Genomic DNA, 25,296 nt, shown 5'->3' with positions numbered 1-25,296 from the left:
GCGAATTCAGCGGCTTCTTCGTTCGAGATCCGCCGACGCCCCAGCCATGCAGTGTCACAGTGAGCACGCTGCCTCTTGCGGAGCAAGCTCTCATGTTACATAAGGAATTAGCGCAAATAATGTAGGATTACTATTTATTTGCCCAGTTGATAGAATTGAGATCTTCAGCGCCGCAGTGCGCGCAGCGACAGATCGGTTGACTCGGTGTTCCGGGCGATGTCGGCGCTGATGGTTGCCACCAGGAGTGACCTGGACGCGCCTTGCTTTCGGGAGGCGAAAGGTGTGGCGGCGCCTACCGGCCACAAGGAGTCTTTCGATGACAAATGGTGAGCGGCTCATCAGGGTTCGTGAGCCGCCATTCGCAAGCCACGTAGTTTGATATGGCTCGCGAACCCTGTCCGCGCAGACACGCGGGATGGATGCTGCACGTGACGTCAGTGAAGTTCGGACCCAAAGAGGTCGTCAACGATTTTCCGAGCTGCGCTATACCCGCCCATCAAAGCGTCAACCTCGGTATCAAACGGACGCCCTCCCGCCTCACCAAATCTGAGCGGCGAAAAGCTCGCTACGTTGTTGCCGCCACGGAAGAGTCTGACAGCCGCAACATATCCGGAGCGCGCTGCAGGATCCCTGACCGGCTGGTAGCCCAGATTCGACTCGACCGACACCTCAAGCGAGAACCCGCGATATTCATATGTCCGCATCATCATGAACCTTTGCGCTTTCACTTTTCGTGATGACACTCACGAACGCCCGACATGGCCGCCAGCCGCCCACAGATCGCGGTGAACTCAGCCGAAGACGCGCGGGACAATGCAATCTGAACATCGTCGAGGTCAGGGTCGTCTTCTGCCTGCTGGACGATAAACTGTTTGACCCGGATGCTTCCTGTGCCCAGCGCGCGATGCAGACTGTCCAGCGAGACGCTCCTTCGTTCGGCTAGCAACTGTATGCTGCGCTGCTGTTTGACGGAGATAAAGCGCCGCTCCAACGGCTTTATGCCCGCAAGAATGATAAGGATGATCACCGTTGCGCCGAAGGCTGCGGTGTACATGCCACCACCAACGGCAAGCCCAATTCCGGCGACGGACCAGAGACTAGCGGCGGTCGTCAGACCCCGGACGACCTCGCCTCTCAGCAGAATCGACCCGGCACCCAAAAATCCAATGCCCGATACCACCTGAGCGGCAACGCGCGACGGATCGAGCACGACGTTTTTCTGGGTGAGCGCGTCGGCAAAGCCGAATGCGGAAACCATCATCATCAATGATGCGCCGACGCACACGAGCATGTGCGTGCGAAGGCCCGCGGCCCAGTTCAGTCTTTCGCGCTCGAAGCCAATGACACTCCCGAGCAGCGCTGCCATGAGAAGGCGAGACAGGATTGCCAGATTACCTATCAAAATGAATATCCAGATAGCGTTGACTCATGCCGCGCGACCCTCCTGGTCTAAACGTCTAAACGTCCAGACAGTCGACTGCGCAGTGATTGAGGTCAAGGCAGCGGGTTCGGTGGCGGAGTCCGCATTGTGGCATTTTTGTGACAATCCAGCAGCCGGACAATTTGCCGGGTCGGCACGCTCGTGACGAGGGTAGAGATCCGCCTTGGCCGGATCCATCGGCACCGCGAAATCTCATTGCTTGCCTCTGGTGCGACGCCATCTGGTACGTCCACCAGAAATACGTGATGCCGTTTCGAAAAGCCACCAAACTCGAAAAGGAATCTCATGCCCTCCACGGCAAGGGCTGCTTCCTCAATCAGTTCTCTTCTGGCCGCGGCTATCGGCGACTCGGAACGCCGAATTGTGCCGCCCGGTAAAGACCAGCGCGACTTTCCACGGGTCACGAGGAGTGTTCTGTCGCGTTGCACACATACGACCGTTGCTCTTTCTTTCATCGTTACCTGGTCTTCATTCCGGTGCTATCGTTGTAAATAGGTCAGCGCCTTGAGTGCCTGCCACAGGGGCGACGGTTCCTAAACCGCTCGATCCGCACCGGGCGTGCTGGACGAAGAATGAAGCCTCAAATGGCAACCAGCAATGCCAGCCTGCCATTTGCTTTCGACGTTATTGTGACGGGGAAAATATGCGATGAAAACCCGCTCGTCATTGGAAATCTGCCTTCCACTGGTTCTCTGTGTGGTGGGAGGCGTGGCGTCCCTTCCGACCCTGGTCCTCTGCGGTATCTGGGTCACGCTTGGCGTTTGTTCGATCGGTCACCATTCTCTCGAAGAGTTACCTGCGTACGGTACTTCAATTCAGGCCTGGCTTCGCTGGATCCAGCACGTTTTGCTCTAACGCGGAGTCCTTGCGGCGGAGTGAATGCGGTCTTTAAACACGGATCGAAGCTTTTTCGTTCAATATACGACCCTGGTGTCGAATGTCCGTTCTCGAATTGATCTGGTGTCCGTTCCAGGTCCCATGAGCGACGTTTGAGGCACAGTAATCTACGTCAGGGCTGTGGCCCCTTCGTCCGAGTTTCCGCGACATTCCTGTCTACAGTAGTATTTTTATGGTTATTTAAATCCCGTCATTACCTGGATAATGGTGCGTTTTGAGTGGTTTGCACAGTTTCAGGCGTCGCTCCCCTCAAAGCCGCGCCCCGTGGACTCCTGACGTTGGAAATGTGGCGTGCGACCTCAGCTGCGAAGCGCTGAGCGTCGGAAACTTCACGTCTGCGCGACGCCGTACCCTGCTAGAGAGGTCCGCTCCGAGACTCGGCATTCCCCGCCGCGAGCGTTTTGACGTGCTAAATCCGTTCGCCGCTGACGTCGCACTGTCGCGGCAGCTCTACGGAGTGAACTGGTGTTCCGAGGTGAGCGAAGACCGCTTTAAGCGCAGTGAAGCACTTGCCGGTGCTGTCACCCGCTTGTATGCCCGCCGTGCGGCTCTGTCTGCCGCCCTACCAGTAGTGCGCAGCGAGCCTGTGCTGGTGCGTGCGGTGAAGTCCCGCCTTCGCGACGAACTGCACGCACGCTTGACCTTGTCGACGCTTGCGTGCGAACTTGGCGTTACGCCTTTCGTGCTGCTGCGTGCCTTCGCGCGAGGAGCGGGACTGAGCCCGCATGCCTTCCAGCAGCAGGACCGCGTTCGCAGTTCGATGCCGTTGTTGCGAGCCGGCGGCGCTATTGCGGACGTAAGCGCGCGAATGGGTTTCGCTGATCAACCGCACTTTACACGCGTGTTCAAGCAGCAGATTGGCGTGACGCCAAAGGTGTATCGGGTTGCCTTCTCATGATTCGGCGATTCTAGCGCCGTCTCTGTGCGTTGCGGGTCGACGGCCTCGATCATTGATCGTTACGTTTCCCAGTATCGGTGGAAATGTATCACCGACCGCTTAGAGCGATGCGCCTCGTCAGCTTGATGATGCCGATCTCAAAGAAGACCGCCGTATTTTCTAGTCCTACTGTGTCATCAAAAACGTTGAGGTAGCGCAGCAATGCGGACATCTCTGGAGTCGCCTGGAGATGTGTGCATACCGCGGTGCGAGTGACCTCCGAAGCATGCGACGCGATTTTGCCGCCGCTCGCCCCGATAGCGACGATAGCGGCGGTCGCAAGCAATCCTGACACCTCGGGCGCGAGTGTGACGGAACGGAGCGTAGGCGTTGCGAGCGATAACGCGAAGACAGGTTGATGGTCTGAAGCATCGGCGAAGAGGAAGTCGAACAGCTGACTCATTTTCGTATCTGCACGACAGCGTCAAGGCTGTTCAGGCCTATGCCGCGTGGGCCGGACAATCCTCCACCTGCTGAAGGTCCGACTTCATAATTTCCAGATTTCGCATCAGCGTGGCTAGACGCTTCTGTTGAGTGACGACAAGCGCATATTCGACGTTGATCCGCTTAAGTCGCGCGACCCAATATGCGGTTGGCAGGCGCGTGAATGCGTCGATCCGTTGATGGAATCCACTGAACATGGCTTCGAGATGCGCGAGTTCGCGGTCAGCGAGTCCCGTCGCTCGTTTCGGCTGCTTGGTGTTCTTCAAAACTTTCCCCGTAAGCCGCGCCGAGCAGTGTCGAGTAGGTTGTTTATGGGCGGGCCGACAAACAAAGCAATCTTTATACCTTCAAGTCCGGAGGAAAGAGTCGATTGCAGCTAGATTCCGTTTGACGAACGGAAACGTTTGCGGGCGTCACCATACCGAATCGGGCATAGCGGTATGTGCGCTACGCCGCAATGCCACAACGATCGGCGAACGGTAAGTGTCCATGCCGCACGCGAAAGATTTGCAATTCCTGCAAGAGACGCCAAAATGCAGCAGCAGGCCAAATTCTAGGCGCGTTGCACTGACCCCGCTTGACAGCGCTCTTCATCTTCTTCAATCCGCCACGAATGCGGTCCGGCTTGGTTTGGGGTGTCCCGATTTCTTTCCAGGACTACTGTGTCCTAAAACATGGAGATAACAAAGCAGGACGAACATTGGCGGCAATTGGCCAAAGTCTAGAGTCATTGCTGGAATTAGATCGGACGACTGGTTCTCACGGGCTCTGTGGCGCGCAGCGATAAACTGCTGTGCTGAATCGACCCCTGTGCGGACCTGCTACGCTCGAGCAATCTACCTTTATGCTCCGAGCAACCAGAACATAAGCAAGACAACCGGCATCCCCAACGCAGCAACCGCAAACCCAACCATGATCAGAACATCGTAAATACTTGGTCGCGTCTTGCGGATCTCATGCACAGGCGACGCCAACCCTAGAGCCTGCCCGCCGTGCATGTGTGAATCTCTTTCTGGAGATGTCGAAAATCGGGAACTTGTTCGCCATGGCATGTCGCTAATACACCCTCAGTGAGAAACGCGCACGCTCCGGCGAGGCGCTCAAAACCGCCAGGCTGCTACGCTTACCACTCATCCATCGCGTTGAGCCGCGCCAGAAGCCTCGTCCGAGTCATCAACGCGTCGATGTCTTGCTTGAGCTCTGCGACATCGCCTCCTGAGGCTTCGGCCCGCGCTAGCTCGTCATGCTTGCCGTCGATTGCTCGATGGCAGATGGCGATTTCGCGGTCGATGGTAGAAGTCCGCTGCCTGAGGCTGGGACGATTCCAAATCGCCTCACTCATCCCATAAATTCCGCTTCTAAAAAAAGCCCGCGACATTTCTGCCGCGGGCGCCCGCGCCGGTCGTTGACTCTGTGCGCGGCCAGACACCGGGAATCAGAACGGGGTGTCTGATATCGGCCCTCGGTGATGTGAATAATCATATGAAATACGTGTTTAGCTCGAATAGTAGGGAAATTACGGAATGAAAGATTTCCCGAACTCACCTCGCTACTCGAGCAGTTTTTAGAACTTTTCGATTGCTGTAATACGACCGTCCCATAGTGGCCGTGATGTCGTATACCCACCTCCGCAGCGTACCGAATGGTGCTGGGATTAATTTTGGCTGTCTTCGCGGTCATTTGCTCCGTTCCATACATGCCGCGCCAGCAGGAGTGTCTCCAATTTTTCCAATGACACGAACGGCTTACCGACCTGCGCTTTGGCGCGCGCTAGAAGCAGTTCATTCGCTAGCTGCGGCGTGAGACGCAAATTGTCGGATATCTGGTCTATCAGATCCGCGACCGCTCGAATCGCGTCATTCAGCGGGATGTTGTGATCGTGCTCTAGAGCCCGGCGAAGATCAGTAACAAGAATCAACAGGTCGCGCGGGTCCATGCTTGTCGCTCCGTTTCGCTACTGGAGCATCGTGCATGCCTTACGGACACCGCGCAAGTAAAAATATCAGCACCCCGATCAGCAAGAGCCGAAATCCGCGTGAACACGTCGAGCCTCGGCTCAGAGGGCTCGCAGGCGAGTAGGATATTTATTAGACTTAGTCGCTGACCTTCGCCGCACGTCGCCTGGCATCCATCATCCCGCCGTCGTGAGCACTCTTCTCGGTCTCGAAACGAAGCGCGCTATCGTGCCGCTTTCCGATGACCTCCCGCCTGTTGTGGCAAGTCTCGATCACCGCGCGCGTGTAACCTTCACCTGCAAGGGTTCCACGGCAAAAGGCAGAGATTGACATTGCGCAAGCCCGCGCGCGGGTCGTACGGCAAATGAAATCGTGAACGAACTTCAGCGAAAAGGCCCCGACGCCGCGGACGCCTTCGCTCTGCTCGAATCGAATTGCACAACGCTCAATGCAATGATCGAGCGCCGGCAACTCATTCTCGACCGAGTTTTCGCGCCTTGAGCGGGGCAAGTCTTGAAAAACCCGTCGCAAAGACGGGCTGAAGTCTTTCGAGGATCACGAAACGAGGTACGACCGGCGCGAGCGCATGTATGAACAAAAACTTTCGTGTTGTGATGGTACGTGGTGCGAGTATGGATTAGCGGAATAGTGTCTAAGTGCGAAATCTGCACGCCTCCGGAGATCTAACCGACCACCCGAAGGTTCGGACTCTTAGAGCCGAAGTCCGTTGCTTCGTCACGCATCTTCAGCAGCTCCGCGAGTGAACGAACTAAGCACAGTAAAACCATCCTAGACTGAGTTGGCGATTGACCTAACTTAGCTTGCCGCGCAAGCCGTTCCGATTGCGCTGCGATCTGTCGATGACAGTCCCTTATTCTGTTCTCGAGCAAGCGAGCATCCACATTGCCTCCGCTGGCAGGGCTTGTTCGCCCGGTTCGCGCAGGCGGTGTGCCAGCGTGCCACAAGCGAATGACAGACACAAAAAAATCAGGACAAAGATGGCCAAAAACCTCTATGACTAGAAACAACATCTAGCCGAAGCTGACACGACATTGAGCAAGCCCGCCGGCGCATCGTGGTTCGAAGGCGGCGAGCTGAACGCGTCGTGCAACAGTCTCGACCGTCATGTCGAACGCGGCAGCCAAAACGCGATCATTTTCGAAGGCGATTACGGCGCCGTCACCAACGTCACCTAACAGGATCTAGGGTAACCGCGTCGTGATCTATCTGCCGATGTCGGTGGAAGGCGTGGTCGAGATGCAGACGTGCACGCGCATCGCGCCACACACTCGGTCGTGTTCGGCGGTTTCTCATCGAACTCGCTCAACGAGCGTCTGGTCGATGTCGGCCCGATCGCGCTGATCACCGCCGACGAACAGATGCGCGGCGACAAGGCGCTGCCTCTCAAGAACATCGCCGATGAAGCGATCGCCGCGGGCGCCTACGAGAAGGTGAATGACGTGAGCGTCTATCGCTAGGCACTCCATTTGCTGGCTCCAAAAAAAATTTGTTAATCGACCAGCATGAAAGCAACGATTTGGGGTTACACAAAGTTGCCCGAAGGGCATGAAGAAATCCATCGTTTCGCATTCGAATTGAGCGATGGAAGTGCGGCTCCGCCCGTCCGAGAATCGATATCTCTACGAACCGCCCGGGTTGTTGTCGCACATTTACAGGACGGAAACGCGCTAATCCAAATGTTCCGGGCCATCGTCAACAGCGATTTCGCACATTACGACGATTTGGTCGGACGGAGCTTCGAGGATGATTTCATCGAAAATGGGCCGAGCGATCGTGTCAATGACTCATCAGGGTGGATGAACGCCGATCACTGAGTGGCAATGCAAAGACGCGATCCGACCTGATCGGCCAGCGGCCACAAGCGGACAGTTACTGGGCTTGCGGCTCGGGCCATTCAAGGATTTCTGCATTCTTCAAGACTGTGGCTGCCTAGAACTCGAGCCCCCATCCACGCGGTATGACAAAGCCTGTTTGGACCTGTAACGATTGAAAAATGATTTGACAGCGCAGAGCAGCAGTCGATCGCAAAAAGTTGCGGAAGCAAATGCCCAGTTGTTCGGCGCGCCGCCCCAGATTCCGTGCTGAACCGTCGCCAGTGTTTGGCTGCATCACCAACCTTCGAGCAGCGAGTCACCGGGAGGTCCAGCAACGCTTCGCCCGCAGCTCCGCAGACCGGCCGATAAACCGCCGACAAGGCGACATGTTTCGGAATTGGCGGGTTTTCGACGTAAGTACGCCCCCCATCGGCCGCCTCGGCCAGTTAAGGCTACATTGAGATTCGCCAAGACGCGATTGTGAGGAGCGTGCCTTGCCCTCCTGCAGTCGGTGGCCCAGCACTTGCTGGGGACTTGCAAGCGAACAACTAGAACCTACCATGCTTGCAATCATCATTCCGGCTCATAACGAAGAAGATTTTTTGCATCGGTGTCTGCGTTCCGCAGTTGCTGCTGCAGCTGATCCAGCGCTGGGAGGCGAGCCCGTTCAGATTATCGTCGTCGCTGATCAATGCTCAGATGCAACCGAAAGAATCGCGACCCGGTTTCCCGTGATCACCCTAACAATCTTCGAGGGAAACGTGGGCGCTGCGCGCGCGGCAGGTGCCGCATATGCCCTTGGACTGGGTGCGCGATGGCTCGCGTTTTCTGATGCGGACACCCTGGTACCCAACGACTGGCTGTCTAGCCAGCTTGCCTGTCAGGCGGATGCCGTGTGCGGCGTAATCGATGTGCACGACTGGACCCCCGAAGACACGTTTGTCCAGCAGGATTTCAGCGAAGTCTACTTTCCAAAAGAAGGCCACCGGCATATCCATGGAGCCAATCTCGGCGTATCCGCCTTGGCGTATCAGCTTGCAGGCGGGTTCCAGCATTATGCAAGTCACGAGGATGTCGACCTAGTGAGGCGGCTGGAGCAGTCGGGGGCTTCAATCTGCTGGACCGCAAAAACCAAAGTATCGACAAGTGCGCGGAAATCATTTAGAGCCCCTGCGGGGTTCGGCGCTACGCTTGCCCGTGTACGCCGTCTGGTTGGACTTCCTGCCGGTGGCGAGGACGGAATCAGTATGCAATCTGTCCGCACGATGGAATCTTAGATCTCTTTGTTCTACGAAGATGATCGCCTGGTCTTTATTCTGGCTGAAGCGTTGGAGCACTCTTTGCGGTTATGCAAGGAATCCATCCAAGTCGGCTACGGATATCGCAAGTGCACCGCGAGTCGGCAGAAACAGCGTGTTGGCCGAACAACAGGAACAGCCAAGCTGACGTCAATTCCCTATAGGTGTTGAGAAGTCGGAGCAAACGCTTGTTCGGTCCAGATCACGGCGGGGTTCACCGCGTTAAAACTCTCCTGACGTTCCATCAGGAGCCGTGCCTCTCCAACTCTGTTCTCAACCGTGCGACGTCATGCCGACGTGTCAAAGGTGACATGGCCAGCTGGTAATGACCGTGAGTATCGTGCCTGTCAAGGTGAAGGGCGGCGAGTTTTACGATCAGATGTAGATGAGCCGGTCATCGACCTAGGGCGCTTTTGGGTCAACCGCTAATTACGGTTATATAGGTCGACGCCGGTGGCACAGCGGCTTCCAGTAGAATCGTTGGCGACATCCGATTTACTAGGGATGGGACCTTGCCCGCTGGCAGCTCTCCCGGCTAGGCTCCAGTGCAAAACTGCCGCGGCTTGAGATCGCACAAACCTGTCTGTTACCCACTGGAGGTCCGATGAACCTAGCCGACTTTATTGAGGATGATCTGCCAGGTCTGATCGACGACTGGACCAGCTACGCCTTGGCGCTCAGCCAGCCGGACAGCATGCTGTCGGAGACCCAGCTTCGCGACTCAGCGGCCGAAATTCTGGCAGCGATTGCGGTCGACATGCGCGAGGGACAGAGTGCAGCTCAACAGCGGACCAAGTCGCGCGGCGACAAAGATACGGCCGAGTCCGGCTTCGACCACGTCGCGCGATGTCACGCAGAGGATCGTCTTTCTCACGGATTTGACATCAACGATGTGATTGCGGAGTTCCGCGCACTGCGCGCCACGGTGCTTCGTCGATGGCAGAAAACGTCGCCCGCAGACGCGGCGGCGTTCCAGGAAATGATCCGTTTCAACGAAGCCATCGACCAAGTGCTCGCAGAATCGGTGCGGCACTATGCGCGCCGCACTGAAAGCATTCGCGATCTGTTCGCGGGCGTGTTGGCGCATGACTTGCGCTCGCCGCTGGGTGCCATACTGAATGCGGGCGAAGTGCTGCTGCGCGACGATGCCCTCTCTCCCTCAAGCGTGCGAGCGGTCGCCTTTGTTCAGCGAGGCGCAATGCGCATGAGAAAGATGCCTCTTTTGAAATCCGAGTGGGCGGTTTGGCGGGTCGAGGGCAGGCGTGAGCCCGGCGCAGCGAACCCTTGAGGCGCCCTGAATCGATAAGCTGGTGCATGGCTGGTTGCTGCAGAATGCGGCAACCAGCCATGCGAGACGAAGCGAACATGACGAATCAACTCTTTGAAGCCGCCTTGGGAATCAAGGCCCCGTGGTACGTGCAAGGCGTCGACTTCGACACGACCAAACGGCAGCTCACGATTGCCGTGGACTTTGTCGCCGGCAGCCGCTTCGCCTACCCCGGGGTTGCCGGCGAACACCCGGTGCATGACACGCAAATCAAGCGGTTGCGCCACCTGAACTTCTTTCAGCACGAGTGCTATCTGGAAGTGCGGGTGCCGCGCGTGCGCTTGCCCGATGGCTCGGTACGGCTGGTCGAGCCGGAATGGGTCGGTCAACTCGACGGTTTCACGTTGCTGTTCGAAGCGCTGGTGCTGATGCTGGCGCAGCAGATGCCGTTTGCCGCTGTGGCGCGCATCGTCAATCTGTCGTGGCACCGGGTTCATGCCATCTGTTCGCGCTATGTGGAACTGGCGCTGGCATCGGCGAACCTGTCGGACGTGAGCTCGGTAGCCATTGACGAGACCTCGTACCGGCGCGGCCACGAGTACCTGACGCTGGTCGCCGATATGCAGGCGCGGCGCGTCGTGTTTGTCACGGCCGGCCGCGACGCGAAGACGATTGAGGGCTTTGCCGCGTACTTAACCAGCACCACGGCACGCCCGAGCAAGTCACCTCCGTGAGCATCGACATGTCGCCCGCGTTCATCAAGGGCGTGGGCGAACATCTGCCCAATGCGCGAGTGACGTTCGACAAGTTTCACGTCGTCGCACATGCGTCCAAGGCGCTTGATACGGTGCGCCGCCAACAACAGAAAGCCGACCCGGAACTCAAAGGGATGCGCTGGACGCTGCTCAAGGACGCGAACAAACTGAATCTTGCGCAATTGACCGACCTTGAGGCGCTTGTCAGGCAGTACGCCACCAAGCGCACTGCCCGCGCATGGCTGTATCGCGAGCAGTTGCGCGAGATTCTCGAGCGCAAGCAAATCCATGTCGTCTCCGAGATGTTGCGGCAGTGGTGCACCAACGTCATGCGCTCGAAAGTCGAGCCGATGAAGGACGTCGCACGTCTGATTCGCCGGCACTTCGACGGCATCGTTGCCTGGACGCAGACCCGCCAGACCAACGGCTTTATAGAGGCCATCAACGGCTTGTTTCAAGCCGCCAAGCGCAAGGCGCGCGGCTACACGCGTTTTACTACCATGCGCACCGTGCTCTTTCTCATCGCAGGCAAGCTCGATTTCGCCAGCTTCAACCCGCATGCCTCGTGAGCCGCGTTACCCACTCTATATTCAAAAGAGCCAGAAAGATGATTGATGATCTGCTGATCTTTACGCGCTCCCGGCTGGGAGACGCGATGCCAGTCAGTTTCACGCCGCATGACATCGGACGTATCTGTAGCGAAGCCGTGGACGAGGTCCGTGCGTCCTTCCCCGATGCGTATATCGACTTGCAGGTCGCAGGCGATCTTCGTGGGCGCTGGGATGGCGGGCGGCTTGGGCAACTGGTGGTCAACTTGGTGACGAATGCCGTTCGCTATGGATCCGGTCCTGTTGTCGTGGACGCCGGTTGTCACGCCGGAAGAATGACGCTCGTCGTCTCCAACGAAGGCAATCCGATCCCGGAGCAGGCGTTACCGACGCTATTCGATCCACTGACACGTGCAGGCATTCCTAACCGGACCGGAACTGCCGCAGGTATGGGTCTGGGTCTTTACATATGCCGCTGTATTGCGAACGCGCACCAAGGGACGATCGGAGTCGAGTCGACCGGCCACACCACCCGCTTCACCGTGTGCCTGCCCTGCACACCGTCGTGATCCCGATGCGAGTTCCTCCGGCCTGGAGGCATTCTGCGCTCACCGCACGCCACCCCGCCGACCAGCATCCGTCCTCACCAGCCAGTCCTTCCGAGAACAACCGTTGCTGATTCTCGATACGTTTGGGCGGCTCTTGGTCGTCTGCTTCCGACGACGCGACGAATTCTATCCATGTTGTCAATGCGCATGCTGTGCATAAAGCAGTGGGCGGCCAATTAGCGATGATAGCCTCGGTTCCCGGCGACGTGCGGGAGGCCCATTCACTCTCGGCAGCGGTTATTCTGTAGGCACGGTCACGGTTGGCGACCCATCGGCACGATACCAGTGGCATGTAGCACATAGCCGGTTAGCCGGTGCGCCCGCCGCAGTTAGATGACGTCCACAACGGCAGCCTGCCACGTAGTTATGCTCGTGTACCCAATGCGGCAATCGCTCAATCGAGTAGGGGCGCGACTGCTTCTGCAGGTTCGACCGCGCTAGATGAGTAATTCGGTCGCGCGTCGAGGAGTTGCGACGTGGACGCATGCGGCATTGCCATTTTCTGAATGTTGCGAATGCAGCGATGGCCGTAACGCTTCATGCGGGCGACTGGCTTGCTTGGCATTTCGCTTGCTGTGTCGGTCTGTGTACATCACTCGAGGAGACGTCATGAAATACCACGCTTTTGGACTGTCAGTCATTGCAGCCGCTGCATTCGCAGCAACGCCGGTCGTGAGCAGCGCTCAGACTCAAGCGGCGAGCACCACACAAGCCAATGACTTGCCGCAGGTCGATAAGGCTTTTGTACAGGCCGCGTCTCAATCGAGTTCGACGGAAATCGACACGGCGAAGCTCGCGACGAGTCAGTCTCAAGACAAGGACGTAAAGAACTTTGCTCATCACATGATGCTGGATCACACGAAACTGACCGTTCAGTTGAAAATGGCAGCTCCGCACGGTGTCACAGTTCCGAAGGACAACTCGGATGAGACCGTGATCAGTGCCTTAAAGCCGCTCAGGGGAAAGGAATTTGACACAATGTACATCAAGAAGGTGGGTCTGGAAGGCCACCAGCAAGCAGTTGAGGCATTCCAAAAAGAGGCACAGGAAGGTCAAAACGCTGATCTGAAGAAGGCCGCCCAAAAGGCGCTGCCAACTATTCAGGAACACCTGAAAATGGCGCAGCAACTTGCTGCGAAGAAGGGCATCCAATAAGGCTTGACGCGCCCAGCGCACATGGACGGGCGCGCATAGCGCTGTTGCTAGCTTGTCGGAGGCTGAGGATTCACTGCGTCGCGTTCTGCCTCACTTCCGATGCCGGGCTCCTTAGCGAGTTGTCGTTGCGCTTGATGCCAGAATTCATCCGAACGTCCATCCGGACTACCAGCTTCCTCCCACAGTCGATACGCCAATTCCTCAATACGTTCTTCGGCGGGTGATTCGTTCATGGTCGTCTCCTGGTGTCGATGCGTTGGATGCCTTTGATCAGGGCGACGCGCAATCGCCGTACCGGCATTGGGCCGTCGCGCACTCGGCGCGACATTGCAACATCAGGCGGGTTAGGAACGTTGATTGGACCGAAATCGCGGCACACGCAACAGCCCGTTATTTACCCCCGATGTTCAAAGGAGTCGCCATGGCCTCGAAGACATTGCAGGACTTGTTTATTCGTAAGCGCTAAAACGAGCACACCTATCTTTGTCGGCTTCTAGGAGCGACCATTGCGTCCGCAACCCACATTGCGGACGCAGACCATGAGCGACGATGAGTTTGACTTTCTGCCACTTCGAGTCATTCGCGAGTGCTCCAACGGCAAACGACGATACGACCCTGACGGGAAGCGCCGACTGATTGAGGCGTGCTTGCGACCAGGAGCGTCAATCGCTGGGCTCGCACTTAGGGCGCAGGTGAACGCAAACCAGCTTCACAAGTGGATAAGGCTACAGGAGAAGGCAAACTCTGCTCGTGCAGCTCGAGCGGTCGAGCCGTCAGCGGCGGCTTTCATCCCGGTCCTAGCTATTGAACCGGGCTCTGCGCCGCCGGCGTCTAGTCACAAGCAGTCAGCGACTGCCTCGCGACCAACGGCGCGCCTGTCAGCGCATCTGCCGAACGGGGTAACAGTCGAACTTGAGTGCTCACGGCATGATGCGACGCTTGTCGCGGCGTTGATAGCCGCGCTGGGAGAGCGTTGATGTTCCGGCTTGATTCCGACCTTCGCGTTTATTTGCACCGTGAACCGATTGACTTTAGGGCGGGAATCAACAGCCTCACGGCGTTGGTTGAGCAGTCGATGCAGCTCGACCCCTTCGCTCGCGCCGTGTTCGCTTTCCATAATCGCAAACGCAACCGCGTCAAGCTGTTGTTATACGAACGCTCGGGCTTCTGGCTGATGTTGAAACGCCTCGAGGCGGACCATTTCGCGTGGCCATCCCGGAAGCAGCCCGTGATCGAGTTGACGACCGAACAGCTGCACTGGCTCTTGGACGGCATCGACATCGACGCGGTACGACGTCATCCGGCCCGGCAGTACCATCATACGAGCTGATGCGGCGCGCCTTCTCCGAGCGACGTTCCCGATAGCTGTTACAAATTTCCGTAAACCCATCGAGCGTTGCATTTGGCTACTGTGGGCGCCATGGATGAACGCGAATTCTCCCAATTGCCTCCTGCCGCGCAGGCTTACATTCGCGAGCTCGAGGCCCGCAACCGCCAGTTGGGCGAACGCGTACGCCATCTCGAGGAACAATTCCGGCTCGCGCAACACAAGCGCTTCGCGCCAAGCAGCGAGAAGCTCCAGGATCGGGTGTTCAACGAGGCCGAGCAGAACGCAATCGAGGACCTTGACGAGGACGTAGACGAACTCGACTTACCAGACACCGGTCTGCCGGAGGCGCCCAAGCCCGCTCGCCGCAAACGAGGACGCAAGCCTCTGCCTGCAGATCTTCCGCGTCAGCGAATCGAGTACGACTTGCCCGAGGAGCAGAAGATCTGCCCCTGCTGCAGCAACGCGCTGCATCGTATGGGCGAGGAAATCAGCGAACAACTGCATATCGAAGTAAAGGCCTCGGTCCTGCAGCACGTCCGTTTCAAATATGCTTGCCGTCATTGCGAACGTGTCGCTGAGCGGACGCCGATCCTGACCGCCCCGATGCCGGCTCAACCGTTGCCGGGCAGTCGGGCGAGCGCGGCCATGATCGCCACGGTGATGACGGGTAAGTACGTCGACGGCACGCCACTCTATCGGATGGAAGAGGCGCTCCGGCGTGCAAACATTCCGGTGGGCAGAGGCACGCTGGGGCACTGGGTCATCAAGCCAACGCAATTGCATCTCGACCGCCTGTACCAGGAGCTACGCAAGACGTTGCTGTCGCAGCCGCTGGTTCATGGTGACGAGACGACCGTTCAGGTGCTGAAGGAGCCGGGCAAGGCCGCACAAAGCCAGTCTTACATGTGGCTGTACCGCAGTGGGCAGGATAGCGAAGAGCCTGTAGTGTTGTTCGACTATCAACCCGGACGCGGCAAGCAATATCCCCAGGCGTTTCTCGCGGATTACAAAGGCATGCTGGTGACCGACGGGTATAGCGCCTGGCGAGCAATCAAAGGTGTGACCCACTTCGGCTGCCTTGCTCATGCGAGACGCGGATTCGTAGACGCGCTGAAGACGCAGAAGAAATTAGGCAAACGCGCGCAGCAAGCACTCGAATTCTTCCAGCGACTCTACCGCGTCGAAGCTCTCGCGCGAGAGAAACCTCCGAGCGGGCACACGCGTGCCAGTTATACCTTACGACTAAGACAGCAGCACAGCGTTGCGCTCCTTGAGGCATTCAAAGTTTGGCTAGATGAGCAAGCACCGCAAGTGCCACCCGAAAGCGCGCTGGGCGATGCCATCAACTACACGCTTAATCGCTTAATCAGTGGGAGTATCTCAGCCGTTACGTCGGCGACGGGCAAGCCCCAGCGGACAACAACATCGCGGAACGGGACATTCGCCCGTTCGCCACTAGCAGAAAAGTTTGGCTCTTCAGCGACACGATCGCCGGAGCGAAAGCCAGCGCCGTCATCTACAGTCTCGTGCTTACATGCCGCGCGTGCAACGTCGAGCCATACGCGTACCTGCTTCACGTTCTGACCCAACTGCCTCAACGAGCACAAGACGCCGACATAAGCGACCTACTGCCATTTCGGTTCATGCAGTCTCAGGCTTCGACGAACGCCGCCTGAGCAAAAAAATCTACGCAAACGTCCCGCTAGCGCGTCAGCAGATTTGCAGCGAAAGGCGACATTCACGCGCGTGCCCGTGCACTCAAATTAGCGCTTACGTTTATTCACTCACTGTCGGATGTGTATAGCGCGGAGAAGCAGCTCACCCGGGCGTTACCCAAAATGGCCCGTGCCAGCCACAATGCCAATCTCCGGGCAGCGTTCGAAACGCACCTTGAAGAAACGCGTGGGCAGGTCGAGCGCATCGACCAAGTTGTCGAGAGCTGCGGGATCAAGCTCAAGCGGATCAAATGCGTCGCAATGGAAGGGCTCGTCGAAGAAGGACAAGAGCAGATCGAAGATTTCGAGGAAGGGCCGATTCGAGATGCAGCATTGATCGGTGCCGCGCAAAAGGTCGAGCATTATGAAATTGCGACCTATGGCACCCTGGCGACCCTTGCTGCTCAGCTGGGATTTGCGGACGCCAGCAAACTTCTTCTGGAAACGCTTGCTGAAGAGAAGTCCACGGATGACAAGCTAACGCAGCTTGCCAAACTGGAGGTTTCAAAGGAAGCGCAGGCGGCGAGTGCATAATTCGACGAATCGCGAGGAAAGGGCCGCCCCGTTTCGAGCGGGCCTTTTCTTACCCGGACGGAAGGGATCATTCGCTCTGTTTATCAAGATTTTTACTTGATGAGGTTGAGCCCTCGGTATCTTCGTCGTGCGATTGATCTCGACCTGAGTCGGTCGTTGAAACGTGGAGTTCATCGAGTTTTCGGTCGATCTTTTCCTTATCTCCCTGTTCGAGGGCTGCGCTAGCCTCCTTTTCGAGATTTTCGTTCTGTTGGGGGTCGTTGCTGGACGAATCGGAATGCGATGGAATCTGGTTGGCCATGTGAGCCTCGCTTAAGTGTTGTAAACATGAAGAAATTGACTTGGTTAAGGCGGATCACGGCGTCAGGACGACTTTGATGCACCCGTCTTCCTTGTCCCTGAAGGTTTTATACATGTCGGGTCCGTCCGCAAGCGAAACTCGATGAGTGATGACAAAGGAAGGATCGATCTGACCTTCCTGAATTCGTGCGAGCAGATTGTCTGTCCACCGATTGACGTGTGTCTGGCCCATGCGCCAGGTCAGACCCTTGTTCATCGCCGCGCCGAATGGAATCTTGTCGATGAGCCCGCCATACACGCCGGGCACTGATAGCACGCCCGCCGGTCGACAAACATAAATCATCTCGCGCAGCACATGGGGTCGATCGCTTTCGAGCATGACCGCCTGCTTGACACGGTCGTATAGCGAATCGAATGAGCGGGTCGCGTGCGCCTCCATACCTACTGCGTCGATGCACTTCTCAGGTCCTTTGCCCTGCGTCAGTTCCTTCAGCCGATCGAGGACGCTCTCATCTTTGAAGTTGATGGTGATGGCGCCGGCAGCCTGCGCCATGGCCAGGCGCTCAGGCACATGATCGATTACGACGACTTGTCTCGCGCCAAGGAGGATGGCACTGCGAGTGGCCATTTGTCCGACAGGACCGGCGCCCCAGATCGCGACGGTATCCGTGGGCTCGATTTCGCAATTTACTGCGGCTTGCCAGCCGGTCGGGAAGATATCGCCGAGAAACAGGACTTGTTCGTCTGAGAGGCCGTCCGGTATCTTGACGTGCGTGGTATCCGCAAACGGCACACGAACATATTCCGCTTGACCGCCGGCGTAGCCTCCCGTCAAGTGCGTATAACCGAAAAGTCCCGCGGTCGAGTGACCAAACACTTTGTCAGCCGCGTCCTTATTGCGATTCGTCCGTTCGCAAACCGAGAAATTACCGCGTTTGCACTGATCGCACTCGCCGCACGTGATCGTAAAGGGCACAACGATACGGTCGCCGATCTTTAGCGAACGATTCTCGGCGCCCACTTCAACCACCTCGCCCATAAACTCGTGACCCATGATGTCACCCGACTCCATGCCGGGCATGAAGCCGTCGAACAGATGCAGGTCTGACCCGCAGATGGCACAGCACGAGACCTTGATGATGGCATCACGAGGCTGTTCGATCTGCGGGTCGGGAACCGTGTCGTAGCGAATGTCTTTCTTTCCATGCCACGTGAGCGCTTTCATCGTGACCTCCATAAAATAGTGAATGCTGAATCGAACGAGCTATCGTTGCGACCCTATCGACTCGCGAGCCGTTGATCTCGCCCCAGAAACGCACTCACTAACATATAAATCCCGGCGACCCCGACAAGCGCGTAGACCGCTCTTGCCGGAAACGAGCCGTTGCCAAGAACCGCTGCAACAAGGTCAATCTGCGCGAGACCAACGAGTCCCCAGTTCAGCGCGCCAATGATCACAAGCGCGCCGACGACCCAGTCGATCGGGCTGCGATGCACGACGACGGTCCCTTTGGATGTGACGGTAGCCAAATTTTTCTCCTAGCTTTTAGAACCGAACCAGGCGGCAGCGATAACAACGTCTGCGACAGCCGCCCGGTTCGCGATGTTGCATTCGTACTTACACTTTCGTGACTTGCCCCGCCCCGAGGTCGGCTCCGGTCGTGGGCTGCGCGGTTGGATCGGATGCGGTGCGCGAGGCCATCGACTGAAGGGTCGTGATGTCTTGCTCAGAGACGTGCACTGATGCCGTTCCGTCGCCGCCGTCGACTGCCGGTTGCGGATCTTCTATGAAGCGCCAGTCGCCGCCTTCATTCCACGGGCCCCGGACATCTTCGCCTTTGGACATGTTGAAGTAGACGCTGGTGAACTCGGGATCCCCGGGCAGCTTTCCTTGCGGGAAATTGGGCTGGATTGAATGAAGCGCTTTTTCGAACGACTTCTGGTGCGCGATCTCACGCGTCATCAGAAAGCCGAGCGCTTCCTTGATGCCGGGATCATCGGTGACATTGATGAGCCGTTCGTAGACGATCTTTGCGCGCGCTTCTGCTGCGATATTCGAGCGCAGATCGGCCGTGGGTTCGCCGATCGTATCGATATACGCCGCCGTCCACGGCACCCCTGCAGAGTTGGTCAGCGACGGGCCGCCCCCGTAAAGGATCGAGGTGATATGGGAGTCATTGCCCGCGCCCGTCAGCGAGCGATAGAGCTCGGCCTCTTGTTCGACGCCTTCAGCAAGTTGTCCCTTCGCGCCCTTGTTCAGCATGGCCACAATCGATCCAATGACCTCGAGGTGGCTCAGCTCTTCCGTTGCGATATCGAAGAGCAGATCCTTACGGCCCGGATCGTCTTCGGAGACAGCCTGTGTGAAATAGCGGCACGCCGCGGCGAGCTCACCCTGAGGGCCACCAAACTGCTCCAGAAGCAAGTTGGCGAGACCCGGATTGGGTGCCGCGACACGGACAGTGTATTGGAGACGCTTGTTATGAACGAACATATCAACTCCTAAAAAGGGGACGTGTCTTATCCCTGCCTTGGACAAGCGCAGTGGACCGTGTGCAGATGTTTGGTCTCGCGAACACTGAGAGGAGCGTCGGTGACGTCACTTGCAGTGAGCTTCGCGAGTCTCAGCGCAGGGTTGCGCTGGCTGATGGCGACGGAGGTGCCGCCCAGTTAATGGCAAGCCTCGTGTACGTCGCAACGCATCGCAAGGCTTGATCGATGCGCAGCAATGGGCATGCCAACGTTCGAGAGAAGAGTGCGGAGGTTGTAGGCCACTATCGGTAACGTCGGACGGAGGCCGGAGGTCGGAAGCGGCAGTAACGAAAGCGCAGTGCGAATTACAAATCCGCGGTCCACGTGCATCTGATATTCATCAAATGACAAGGGTGATCCTTCCTCGTGCCTTTCATGCTGACGCGACTAAATTACTCGTCTCTTTGGGGAGAATCCGAAAAAATTGCGAGCTTTAGACGACGCTACGCTTCTGAGTCACGCTTACCGAGAGGATGGTCGGCATTAGCATCTGGGCTGCTGTCCGGATCGATCAGGTCGTGCTCCGGCTGATAGGGGCCCTGTTCCGGATGATCCTTGCCTTTCGGCACGAGCGACGCATCCATATTCCCATGTTCCTTCTGCTCAATCGTGCCATCAATATTTTCGCGCACGTCGCCGGCGCCGAGTTCCTCTCTGCGCTTGTCAGCGCGCTCGACCGGGTCGGACGGTTCTGGATTCATGGTTCGCTCCTCTATCTAAACGTTAGCAGGACTATAGAGGTAGAGCAACGGGCATTCCTCGTGATACAGCCGGAGTTGCGACTTTCATCGTGCACAATTGTGCGGTTTGACCGGCCAGCGGCCGTGCAGTGCGCAAGGGTGGGCGGGCAAAATTCAGAAGCCTTGCCGATGTTAACGGGCGTCCCAGTTATTCTGGTGTCCGGCGCCGACCTGTTCACTGGAGGCCCAACCGACGCAGCAGTCCGAAAACCTGTAACCGTGGAGCGACTTCTCGAGCTTATCGAAAACGTCAGCTCGTCGACTGCAAAAGTTGGGCGGCGTATAAAGGCGACCATCGACCAGCTGCGCTACCCGACAAAGAATTCTTTAAAGGCGTGGCATCGCGACTACGAACAGTGCCACGATCTGCGAACCGGCTATCGCAGGCTCATGCTCTGAGGTTGGCGCCGTCATGTCTTTTACCATCGGCGAGTCGCGATCGCAGGCGTAGTGGGCACCGAATTTCAACACCGCGAACATGCAATCCCCTGTGCGTGATAGCCGCGGCCGCTGCTGTTTTCACCGTTTGATGTGCAGTTCATGAACGCCGTATCCAACGCTGGGGCCAGCGCCACCAATCCCAACAGGCACCGCCGCCACCCAAGCCAGGGACACTCAATGCCGCGCGATCATAGCCAAATCGCGGTCATCTTTTCTGGCCTTGAGGTCAGAGTGCGGTTTGGTACTCGCTACAAGCCCGGTTTTGGACCCGCGACCTGCACGGTATATTGAAAACGCTTGTTGTGTGCAAACATTTGAATCTCCTAACTTTCGGACGCCGGTCCATGGCCCGGACGTCGCACATGTGGGGAAGAAACATTAAGACTGCCTGTCGCTGCCGGGAAAGGTCGTGGAAACGCCGCTGTCAGCACGTGCTTGAAGTCTCAGCGCGCGGGGCGCTGGCGGAGTGTTGCAAATGCTGCTGGTGAAATGGTGCTTCTATCTATTGAGCAATGGGTGTGCCGGCAATTCAACGGCGAGCCGTTTCAACGACCGGTGTATGTTGGCGGGAACGGTAACTGCGCGTGCCGAGGGGCTTTCCAATCTTCGCTCGTGCCGGTCGTCGGCACTTGCTCGTTCGGGGTTTTCCGTGCCAGACACGCAAGCGGGATCACGATCTCCTCACCTCAATGAAGGCGAGCAGGAGCAAGCCGCCGATCACGCCACCCCACCTGCACTCGTGGTCCATGAGATTGTGCGGGAGGAAGGGGAAGCAGCAATCGGGAGGACGCACTCGGCACTTTTCTGGTCGTCGCTTGCGGCCGGGCTTTCAATGGGCTTTTCGTTTCTGATGCAGGCAGTTCTGGAGAGCATGCTTCCGGAAAATGCATGGCGCGCGCCAATTTCGGGGTTTGGCTACACCATCGGTTTCGTAATCGTCATTCTGGGTCGTCAGCAACTCTTTACGGAAAGCACGCTCAGCGTCGTGCTTCCGGTCCTCACACGGCGAAATCTGAAAACACTTCGAGACGCACTGCGGGTGTGGGCGATCGTATTAGCAGGCAATCTCGTTGGGACGATCGTTTTCGCAGCCCTGTTACGTGTGCCGGGTGTTTTTGCGCCGAACGTGTACAAGGCCTTCGTTACCGTTGCGCAGGCTCCGTACTCAGGCGATTTCGGTGTCACGATGGTGCGAGCAATTTTCGCGGGCTGGCTGATCGCATTGATGGTATGGCTACTGCCGAGCGCGCGATCCGCGCGGTTGTTGACCATCTTGTTGATTACCTACGTGGTCGCTGCCTGCAAGCTGTCTCATGTGATCGCAGGGGCGGTTGAGGCCATGTACGCAGTGTTTGATGGACGGCACGACTTACGTGATTTTGTCCTGGTGTTTTTCATCCCTACCCTTACCGGGAACGTCATCGGTGGCATGTCGTTGGTGGCGTTGATCAATCACGCCGCTATCGCGCCGGAGATACATGGCAGCGATACGCCAAGCAATCAACATTAGGAGACTATCTGTATGGATATTACTCAATTGCTGCTCGACGATCATCAGGAGCAGAGGCGGTTGTTCGGCATGATCGAACAGATCGACCGCACGACCACGTTGGCGCTCACAGCGGTCTGGGATCGGCTGGCGAAGTTTCTGGAAGTCCATGCGAAGGCGGAAGAGGTCATCTTCTATCCCGCACTACTTCATATCGGCGAAGGGGCAGGGAGCAAAGAAGGTCCGAAGGACGAAACAGCCGACGCAATCAAGGATCATAACGAGATCCGCGATGCGGTAGCGGCGGTCTTCGATCACCAAGTCGGCACCGACGCTTGGTATCAAGCGGTTACGACGGCAAACGAAGCGAACAGCGATCACATGGCCGAAGAGGAGCGGGAAGGCATGACGGACTTCCGGCAACATGCGTCGCTGCAGGCGCGCCACGATCTGGCCGTGCGGTTTGCATATTTCGAGGCGGGCCGTGTGACCGGCGTGCATGCGGCTAACCTGGATCCAGATGATTACATCGAGAGTGTCGTTGGCACAAACCGGATTTAAAATCGCATGGTGATGACGGCATAAGGCCTGCTTAAGACGAATCGGTCGCGGACTTGCTCGGCCCACCGCGCAAGACAACCGATCGACCGATTTCAAAAGGAAGCTATCCGTACTGCACAGTTGCGGCATCGCCGCGCAGTGTCAGTCTTACGCACATCAGCACCAGTGCTGGGTTTAGCAATTCTAAGCACAAAGGTTGCGAAGCTGAGACTCCATGAAGCCGGTGAGTCTAGGGGCCGATAAATCCCGAACCGTCCCGGGTTCGCCGCTGATGCGGCATCGATCCCGGTGTTGAGAATTTTCTGTCGCCTTTCTCGATTTAGCACGGCTGGTCCGAAATCTGCGCCTTTTAGCTGGCAGGCCGCGAATTGTTCGCGGCCATCCTGGAGTCTTCATGACCGATCCACGCAATGTCGCGCACGACAAAAAAGTGCAGCAGGAAAAGAAGCACCATGGAGAGCAAATCGCGCCCGATGCGAAGCATGCGCCTCAGCCCGGGAAGAAGCCACCGACGGAGCATGAGGGCCCGAAGGATGCGCCGGACGAGGCGTCGTCCACGGGTCAAACTGGGCGTTAGCCGCAGCAGGTCGACAGTGCAGTTAAAGGAAATGCGTATGGAAGAGGAACACCGTTCAGCAAAACAGATTCAACAAGCGATCAACGAGAGGCTCACCTCGGCCGGACTGGGTCCCAAGTATCGCGTCGGACTGCCGTCTCGGCTTGCTTCACCGCTGCCCGACGGGCACAACTGGCATTTCATTGATGTGTTGACGGGAGACGTGGAGGAGATGAACACGGTAAGCGCAATACTTTCCGAAGCGCGCCGACGATATATCCTGACTGACGATTGATAGGGACGCCGAGAGTGTGTCGGCGACGATCCCGACGACGATCCCCGAGTGAGCAAGAATGCAAATGGCAGAGAGGGTCAGGGCAGCAAGCTAGCTTCGTATGGTTTTCGGCATGGGGGCGTCAAGGCCCCCATCGCGTTGCTTCGCGTTCTTGGCAGAAGCGCACCCGATATTTGTTCCGATGTGCAATCCGATGTGCGCTTAGTGAGAAGTGCGCCGTTTAGATCGACGTTTCAATCTTTCTGCTCGTCGAGATTCTTACTGGAGGAGTTGGACCCCTCTGTATCGGGTTTGGACGTCCGATCCTTCCCGGATTCTGTCGTCGAAACGTTCAGATCATCGAGTGTTTCATCAATTTTTTTGCGATCACCTTCGTCTAAAGCGCGCTGTGTCTCGTCCGGGCTGGGCTTCCCGCCCGCATCCAATCCGCTCTTCGCTGATTGTTTGTCGTTGTTCCGTTCCGCCACTGGCCCGCTATCGCTCTTGCTCGACATATATCCTCCATTCATTGTCCGTCCGCTGAATCCGGGTTGATGCGCATGTCGCGTACCCGTTTGCTCGACGGTATGCATGATACCCTTAGGTCACCCACACCGAGCGTGACGGCGGCGTATCAGTCGTCCTCGCTACCAAGCAATTCACGAAGGGCCTCGTGCTCCGGCCCTGGGTGACCCGCACTAACGGTAAGAAAGTCATCGACGGATGTGTTCGAGACAATCCCACCAGAGGCTGTACTCGGGACGTGGCGCACAAACACAGCGCCGTTGACCTCATTGCAAAGCAGCCAACTGTCACCGTTCGAACTGCGATAGACCTCGGTAGTGGTCATGGCGCTTGAAAAATGGTTGAGCGGTACGTTTCGAGTGCTCGGGCAGACGCGGGACCATCCTTTTGACACCGAACGCGGTTGGTTCGCTTGGCCGAGATCCGTGCATCGAGCGGACGGCTGCACCGCAGCGGATGGGGAAAAATAAAATTTGCTGGCTTTTCGGCTTGCCTGAAGCGATGCTCACGAGCCGAATTGCGAGTGTACGGTGATACGTGAGCCAGCGCCGCGCCAGAGCGTCAATAGGTGTTCCTCGCTTTTTGCCACACAGTATCGAGCGGATATCACCCCCACGCAACGCTTGACCTTCATCCTCAGGTAACTGCCGCTGTTCGAAGAGTGCTTCTCGCCTACCTTTGCGCTGATGGTCGTTGGCCGATCACCTGCGGCATCATCGTTGCGGCTCTGTCTGAAGCCTCGCCTTGGGCGGGCATTTCAGACGGAGAAGATGATGAACGAAGATCAAGTGAAAGGCGTTGGCGAAAAGGTGAAAGGGGCGGTCAACGAGGGGGTTGGAAAGGCGACCGGCGACCCTGCTCAAGAGGCCAAGGGTGACGCGCAAAAAGCCGCGGGCGAAGCGAGAAAGCAAGCCGGTGATTTGGAGGAGGACGCAAAAGATGCTGATCCGAATGTCACTGATCCGGCGGACGGATCAGATGAACTCGGGAAGCGCGAATCGGAAGATAAGCGCTGAAAATCGCCTAAGTGGTCGGGCGTGGCCGAAGCGTTCGAGACTACAGCGACTTGGCAGATCGACGGTGAATTGCCAAGCCGCGAACGAAGGGAAGCGATGGTACGCGCTCTATCCACAATGCAAAAGGATGCGTCACAGGTCCC

Annotated in this window: 29 protein-coding genes and 3 pseudogenes; 18 read left to right on the top strand and 14 right to left on the bottom strand. The window is 57.4% G+C overall.

Annotated features, from left to right (window positions below; translation table 11 throughout):
- Positions 1-724 precede the first annotated feature (724 nt).
- Positions 725-1,402: an MgtC/SapB family protein gene (locus QCE88_RS40290; protein WP_309911533.1), complete on the bottom strand. Its 678-nt coding sequence runs from the start codon at positions 1,400-1,402 to the stop codon at positions 725-727.
- 92 nt (positions 1,403-1,494) lie between these two features.
- Positions 1,495-1,896 (bottom strand): NUDIX domain-containing protein, encoded by a 402-nt coding sequence (locus tag QCE88_RS40285; protein WP_309911532.1) that lies wholly within the window; start codon positions 1,894-1,896, stop codon positions 1,495-1,497.
- Between the two features lie 848 nt (positions 1,897-2,744).
- On the opposite strand from QCE88_RS40285, the gene QCE88_RS40280 reads away from it, so the two are divergent.
- Positions 2,745-3,236: an AraC family transcriptional regulator gene (locus QCE88_RS40280; RefSeq protein WP_309911530.1), complete on the top strand. Its 492-nt coding sequence runs from the start codon at positions 2,745-2,747 to the stop codon at positions 3,234-3,236.
- A gap of 88 nt (positions 3,237-3,324) precedes the next feature.
- Here QCE88_RS40280 and QCE88_RS40275 read toward each other — a convergent pair whose 3' ends face one another.
- The 5 genes from QCE88_RS40275 to QCE88_RS40255 form a co-directional block, all read right to left on the bottom strand.
- Positions 3,325-3,678 carry a hypothetical protein gene (locus QCE88_RS40275; RefSeq protein ID WP_309911529.1) on the bottom strand — a complete coding sequence of 118 codons (354 nt, stop codon included), beginning with the start codon at positions 3,676-3,678 and terminating at the stop codon, positions 3,325-3,327.
- Between the two features lie 37 nt (positions 3,679-3,715).
- The gene (locus tag QCE88_RS40270) at positions 3,716-3,985 is read right to left on the bottom strand and encodes a hypothetical protein (protein WP_309911528.1); all 270 of its coding nucleotides are present in this window, start codon (positions 3,983-3,985) and stop codon (positions 3,716-3,718) included.
- An 857-nt stretch (positions 3,986-4,842) separates the two neighbouring features.
- Positions 4,843-5,061 (bottom strand): hypothetical protein, encoded by a 219-nt coding sequence (locus QCE88_RS40265; RefSeq protein WP_309911527.1) that lies wholly within the window; start codon positions 5,059-5,061, stop codon positions 4,843-4,845.
- 312 nt (positions 5,062-5,373) lie between these two features.
- Positions 5,374-5,655, bottom strand: a complete 282-nt coding sequence (locus QCE88_RS40260) for a hypothetical protein (protein ID WP_309911526.1) — start codon at positions 5,653-5,655, stop codon at positions 5,374-5,376.
- A 157-nt stretch (positions 5,656-5,812) separates the two neighbouring features.
- Entirely contained in the window at positions 5,813-6,145 is a 333-nt protein-coding gene (locus QCE88_RS40255; RefSeq protein ID WP_309911525.1) for a hypothetical protein, read from the bottom strand.
- 605 nt (positions 6,146-6,750) lie between these two features.
- On the opposite strand from QCE88_RS40255, the pseudogene QCE88_RS40250 reads away from it, so the two are divergent.
- From QCE88_RS40250 to QCE88_RS40220, 7 genes and pseudogenes are all read left to right on the top strand, one after another.
- A pseudogene (locus QCE88_RS40250) lies at positions 6,751-7,149 on the top strand (acetyl-coenzyme A synthetase); the annotation flags it as partial.
- Between the two features lie 48 nt (positions 7,150-7,197).
- On the top strand, positions 7,198-7,509 hold the full coding sequence (locus QCE88_RS40245; RefSeq protein WP_309911523.1) for a hypothetical protein: 312 nt from the start codon (positions 7,198-7,200) through the stop codon (positions 7,507-7,509).
- 560 nt (positions 7,510-8,069) lie between these two features.
- Positions 8,070-8,786 (top strand): glycosyltransferase family A protein, encoded by a 717-nt coding sequence (locus QCE88_RS40240; protein WP_309911522.1) that lies wholly within the window; start codon positions 8,070-8,072, stop codon positions 8,784-8,786.
- A gap of 625 nt (positions 8,787-9,411) precedes the next feature.
- Positions 9,412-10,095, top strand: coding sequence for an RsbRD N-terminal domain-containing protein (locus QCE88_RS40235; RefSeq protein ID WP_309911519.1), 684 nt, complete (start codon positions 9,412-9,414; stop codon positions 10,093-10,095).
- Between the two features lie 77 nt (positions 10,096-10,172).
- A pseudogene (locus QCE88_RS40230) lies at positions 10,173-11,398 on the top strand (ISL3 family transposase).
- 38 nt (positions 11,399-11,436) lie between these two features.
- Positions 11,437-11,946 (top strand): HAMP domain-containing sensor histidine kinase, encoded by a 510-nt coding sequence (locus QCE88_RS40225; protein ID WP_309911518.1) that lies wholly within the window; start codon positions 11,437-11,439, stop codon positions 11,944-11,946.
- Positions 11,947-12,594: 648 nt separating this feature from the next.
- Complete coding sequence (locus QCE88_RS40220) at positions 12,595-13,140, top strand: DUF4142 domain-containing protein (RefSeq protein ID WP_309911516.1); 546 nt, start codon at positions 12,595-12,597, stop codon at positions 13,138-13,140.
- A gap of 47 nt (positions 13,141-13,187) precedes the next feature.
- On the opposite strand, the gene QCE88_RS40215 is transcribed toward QCE88_RS40220, so the two are convergent.
- Positions 13,188-13,373 (bottom strand): DUF2934 domain-containing protein, encoded by a 186-nt coding sequence (locus QCE88_RS40215; protein ID WP_309911515.1) that lies wholly within the window; start codon positions 13,371-13,373, stop codon positions 13,188-13,190.
- A gap of 306 nt (positions 13,374-13,679) precedes the next feature.
- Here QCE88_RS40215 and tnpA point away from each other — a divergent pair, with 306 nt between their 5' ends.
- From tnpA to QCE88_RS40195, 4 genes and pseudogenes are all read left to right on the top strand, one after another.
- Positions 13,680-14,117, top strand: a complete 438-nt coding sequence (gene tnpA, locus QCE88_RS40210) for an IS66-like element accessory protein TnpA (RefSeq protein ID WP_309911514.1) — start codon at positions 13,680-13,682, stop codon at positions 14,115-14,117.
- Positions 14,117-14,470 (top strand): IS66 family insertion sequence element accessory protein TnpB, encoded by a 354-nt coding sequence (tnpB, locus tag QCE88_RS40205; protein WP_061121645.1) that lies wholly within the window; start codon positions 14,117-14,119, stop codon positions 14,468-14,470. The genes tnpA and tnpB overlap by 1 nt, the downstream gene beginning before the upstream one ends.
- A 90-nt stretch (positions 14,471-14,560) precedes the next feature.
- Positions 14,561-16,146 (top strand): annotated as a pseudogene (gene tnpC, locus QCE88_RS40200) (IS66 family transposase).
- A 60-nt stretch (positions 16,147-16,206) separates the two neighbouring features.
- Positions 16,207-16,719: a ferritin-like domain-containing protein gene (locus tag QCE88_RS40195; protein ID WP_309911581.1), complete on the top strand. Its 513-nt coding sequence runs from the start codon at positions 16,207-16,209 to the stop codon at positions 16,717-16,719.
- A gap of 67 nt (positions 16,720-16,786) precedes the next feature.
- On the opposite strand, the gene QCE88_RS40190 is transcribed toward QCE88_RS40195, so the two are convergent.
- From QCE88_RS40190 to QCE88_RS40170, 5 genes are all read right to left on the bottom strand, one after another.
- Positions 16,787-17,020: a hypothetical protein gene (locus QCE88_RS40190; protein WP_309911513.1), complete on the bottom strand. Its 234-nt coding sequence runs from the start codon at positions 17,018-17,020 to the stop codon at positions 16,787-16,789.
- A 54-nt stretch (positions 17,021-17,074) separates the two neighbouring features.
- Positions 17,075-18,244, bottom strand: a complete 1,170-nt coding sequence (locus QCE88_RS40185; RefSeq protein ID WP_309911512.1) for a zinc-dependent alcohol dehydrogenase — start codon at positions 18,242-18,244, stop codon at positions 17,075-17,077.
- A 53-nt stretch (positions 18,245-18,297) separates the two neighbouring features.
- Positions 18,298-18,549, bottom strand: a complete 252-nt coding sequence (locus QCE88_RS40180; protein WP_309911511.1) for a DUF378 domain-containing protein — start codon at positions 18,547-18,549, stop codon at positions 18,298-18,300.
- 88 nt (positions 18,550-18,637) lie between these two features.
- Complete coding sequence (locus tag QCE88_RS40175; RefSeq protein ID WP_309911509.1) at positions 18,638-19,513, bottom strand: manganese catalase family protein; 876 nt, start codon at positions 19,511-19,513, stop codon at positions 18,638-18,640.
- A 481-nt stretch (positions 19,514-19,994) separates the two neighbouring features.
- Positions 19,995-20,252, bottom strand: coding sequence for a hypothetical protein (locus QCE88_RS40170; RefSeq protein WP_309911508.1), 258 nt, complete (start codon positions 20,250-20,252; stop codon positions 19,995-19,997).
- Positions 20,253-20,420: 168 nt separating this feature from the next.
- Between QCE88_RS40170 and QCE88_RS40165 the strand changes: the two genes are divergently transcribed.
- The 5 genes from QCE88_RS40165 to QCE88_RS40145 all read left to right on the top strand — a co-directional run bounded on the left by QCE88_RS40165 (position 20,421) and on the right by QCE88_RS40145 (position 23,633).
- Entirely contained in the window at positions 20,421-20,690 is a 270-nt protein-coding gene (locus tag QCE88_RS40165; RefSeq protein ID WP_309911585.1) for a hypothetical protein, read from the top strand.
- A gap of 517 nt (positions 20,691-21,207) precedes the next feature.
- Complete coding sequence (locus tag QCE88_RS40160; RefSeq protein ID WP_309911507.1) at positions 21,208-22,242, top strand: formate/nitrite transporter family protein; 1,035 nt, start codon at positions 21,208-21,210, stop codon at positions 22,240-22,242.
- 12 nt (positions 22,243-22,254) lie between these two features.
- Positions 22,255-22,782: a hemerythrin domain-containing protein gene (locus QCE88_RS40155; protein WP_309911504.1), complete on the top strand. Its 528-nt coding sequence runs from the start codon at positions 22,255-22,257 to the stop codon at positions 22,780-22,782.
- A gap of 394 nt (positions 22,783-23,176) precedes the next feature.
- Positions 23,177-23,359, top strand: coding sequence for a hypothetical protein (locus QCE88_RS40150; protein WP_309911503.1), 183 nt, complete (start codon positions 23,177-23,179; stop codon positions 23,357-23,359).
- Between the two features lie 37 nt (positions 23,360-23,396).
- Positions 23,397-23,633, top strand: coding sequence for a hypothetical protein (locus tag QCE88_RS40145; RefSeq protein WP_309911502.1), 237 nt, complete (start codon positions 23,397-23,399; stop codon positions 23,631-23,633).
- A gap of 233 nt (positions 23,634-23,866) precedes the next feature.
- Here the strand turns inward: QCE88_RS40145 and QCE88_RS40140 are convergent, their stop codons facing one another.
- On the bottom strand, positions 23,867-24,127 hold the full coding sequence (locus QCE88_RS40140) for a hypothetical protein (protein ID WP_309911501.1): 261 nt from the start codon (positions 24,125-24,127) through the stop codon (positions 23,867-23,869).
- Between the two features lie 783 nt (positions 24,128-24,910).
- Here QCE88_RS40140 and QCE88_RS40135 point away from each other — a divergent pair.
- Positions 24,911-25,153, top strand: a complete 243-nt coding sequence (locus QCE88_RS40135; protein WP_309911500.1) for a CsbD family protein — start codon at positions 24,911-24,913, stop codon at positions 25,151-25,153.
- The last annotated feature ends 143 nt before the right edge of the window (positions 25,154-25,296 follow it).

Origin of the sequence: Caballeronia sp. LZ035, assembly GCF_031451175.1 — a bacterium.
Lineage (GTDB): Bacteria > Pseudomonadota > Gammaproteobacteria > Burkholderiales > Burkholderiaceae > Caballeronia.
This window is presented reverse-complemented; position numbering and strand designations above follow the sequence as displayed.

What these genes read in the sequence shown, in the direction of transcription:
- QCE88_RS40235 (WP_309911519.1), top strand. Translation starts at nt 9,412, where the DNA reads ATGAACCTAGCCGACTTTATTGAGGATGATCTGCCAGGTCTGATCGAC.
- QCE88_RS40145 (WP_309911502.1), top strand. Translation starts at nt 23,397, where the DNA reads ATGGAAGAGGAACACCGTTCAGCAAAACAGATTCAACAAGCGATCAAC.
- tnpB (WP_061121645.1), top strand. Translation starts at nt 14,117, where the DNA reads ATGTTCCGGCTTGATTCCGACCTTCGCGTTTATTTGCACCGTGAACCG.
- QCE88_RS40160 (WP_309911507.1), top strand. Translation starts at nt 21,208, where the DNA reads ATGCTGCTGGTGAAATGGTGCTTCTATCTATTGAGCAATGGGTGTGCC.
- QCE88_RS40285 (WP_309911532.1), bottom strand. Translation starts at nt 1,896, where the DNA reads ATGAAAGAAAGAGCAACGGTCGTATGTGTGCAACGCGACAGAACACTC.
- QCE88_RS40240 (WP_309911522.1), top strand. Translation starts at nt 8,070, where the DNA reads ATGCTTGCAATCATCATTCCGGCTCATAACGAAGAAGATTTTTTGCAT.
- tnpA (WP_309911514.1), top strand. Translation starts at nt 13,680, where the DNA reads ATGAGCGACGATGAGTTTGACTTTCTGCCACTTCGAGTCATTCGCGAG.
- QCE88_RS40170 (WP_309911508.1), bottom strand. Translation starts at nt 20,252, where the DNA reads ATGAATCCAGAACCGTCCGACCCGGTCGAGCGCGCTGACAAGCGCAGA.
- QCE88_RS40155 (WP_309911504.1), top strand. Translation starts at nt 22,255, where the DNA reads ATGGATATTACTCAATTGCTGCTCGACGATCATCAGGAGCAGAGGCGG.
- QCE88_RS40245 (WP_309911523.1), top strand. Translation starts at nt 7,198, where the DNA reads ATGAAAGCAACGATTTGGGGTTACACAAAGTTGCCCGAAGGGCATGAA.
- QCE88_RS40260 (WP_309911526.1), bottom strand. Translation starts at nt 5,655, where the DNA reads ATGGACCCGCGCGACCTGTTGATTCTTGTTACTGATCTTCGCCGGGCT.
- QCE88_RS40185 (WP_309911512.1), bottom strand. Translation starts at nt 18,244, where the DNA reads ATGAAAGCGCTCACGTGGCATGGAAAGAAAGACATTCGCTACGACACG.
- QCE88_RS40175 (WP_309911509.1), bottom strand. Translation starts at nt 19,513, where the DNA reads ATGTTCGTTCATAACAAGCGTCTCCAATACACTGTCCGTGTCGCGGCA.
- QCE88_RS40225 (WP_309911518.1), top strand. Translation starts at nt 11,437, where the DNA reads ATGATTGATGATCTGCTGATCTTTACGCGCTCCCGGCTGGGAGACGCG.
- QCE88_RS40165 (WP_309911585.1), top strand. Translation starts at nt 20,421, where the DNA reads ATGTTAACGGGCGTCCCAGTTATTCTGGTGTCCGGCGCCGACCTGTTC.
- QCE88_RS40135 (WP_309911500.1), top strand. Translation starts at nt 24,911, where the DNA reads ATGAACGAAGATCAAGTGAAAGGCGTTGGCGAAAAGGTGAAAGGGGCG.
- QCE88_RS40220 (WP_309911516.1), top strand. Translation starts at nt 12,595, where the DNA reads ATGAAATACCACGCTTTTGGACTGTCAGTCATTGCAGCCGCTGCATTC.
- QCE88_RS40275 (WP_309911529.1), bottom strand. Translation starts at nt 3,678, where the DNA reads ATGAGTCAGCTGTTCGACTTCCTCTTCGCCGATGCTTCAGACCATCAA.
- QCE88_RS40265 (WP_309911527.1), bottom strand. Translation starts at nt 5,061, where the DNA reads ATGAGTGAGGCGATTTGGAATCGTCCCAGCCTCAGGCAGCGGACTTCT.
- QCE88_RS40140 (WP_309911501.1), bottom strand. Translation starts at nt 24,127, where the DNA reads ATGTCGAGCAAGAGCGATAGCGGGCCAGTGGCGGAACGGAACAACGAC.
- QCE88_RS40215 (WP_309911515.1), bottom strand. Translation starts at nt 13,373, where the DNA reads ATGAACGAATCACCCGCCGAAGAACGTATTGAGGAATTGGCGTATCGA.
- QCE88_RS40190 (WP_309911513.1), bottom strand. Translation starts at nt 17,020, where the DNA reads ATGGCCAACCAGATTCCATCGCATTCCGATTCGTCCAGCAACGACCCC.
- QCE88_RS40150 (WP_309911503.1), top strand. Translation starts at nt 23,177, where the DNA reads ATGACCGATCCACGCAATGTCGCGCACGACAAAAAAGTGCAGCAGGAA.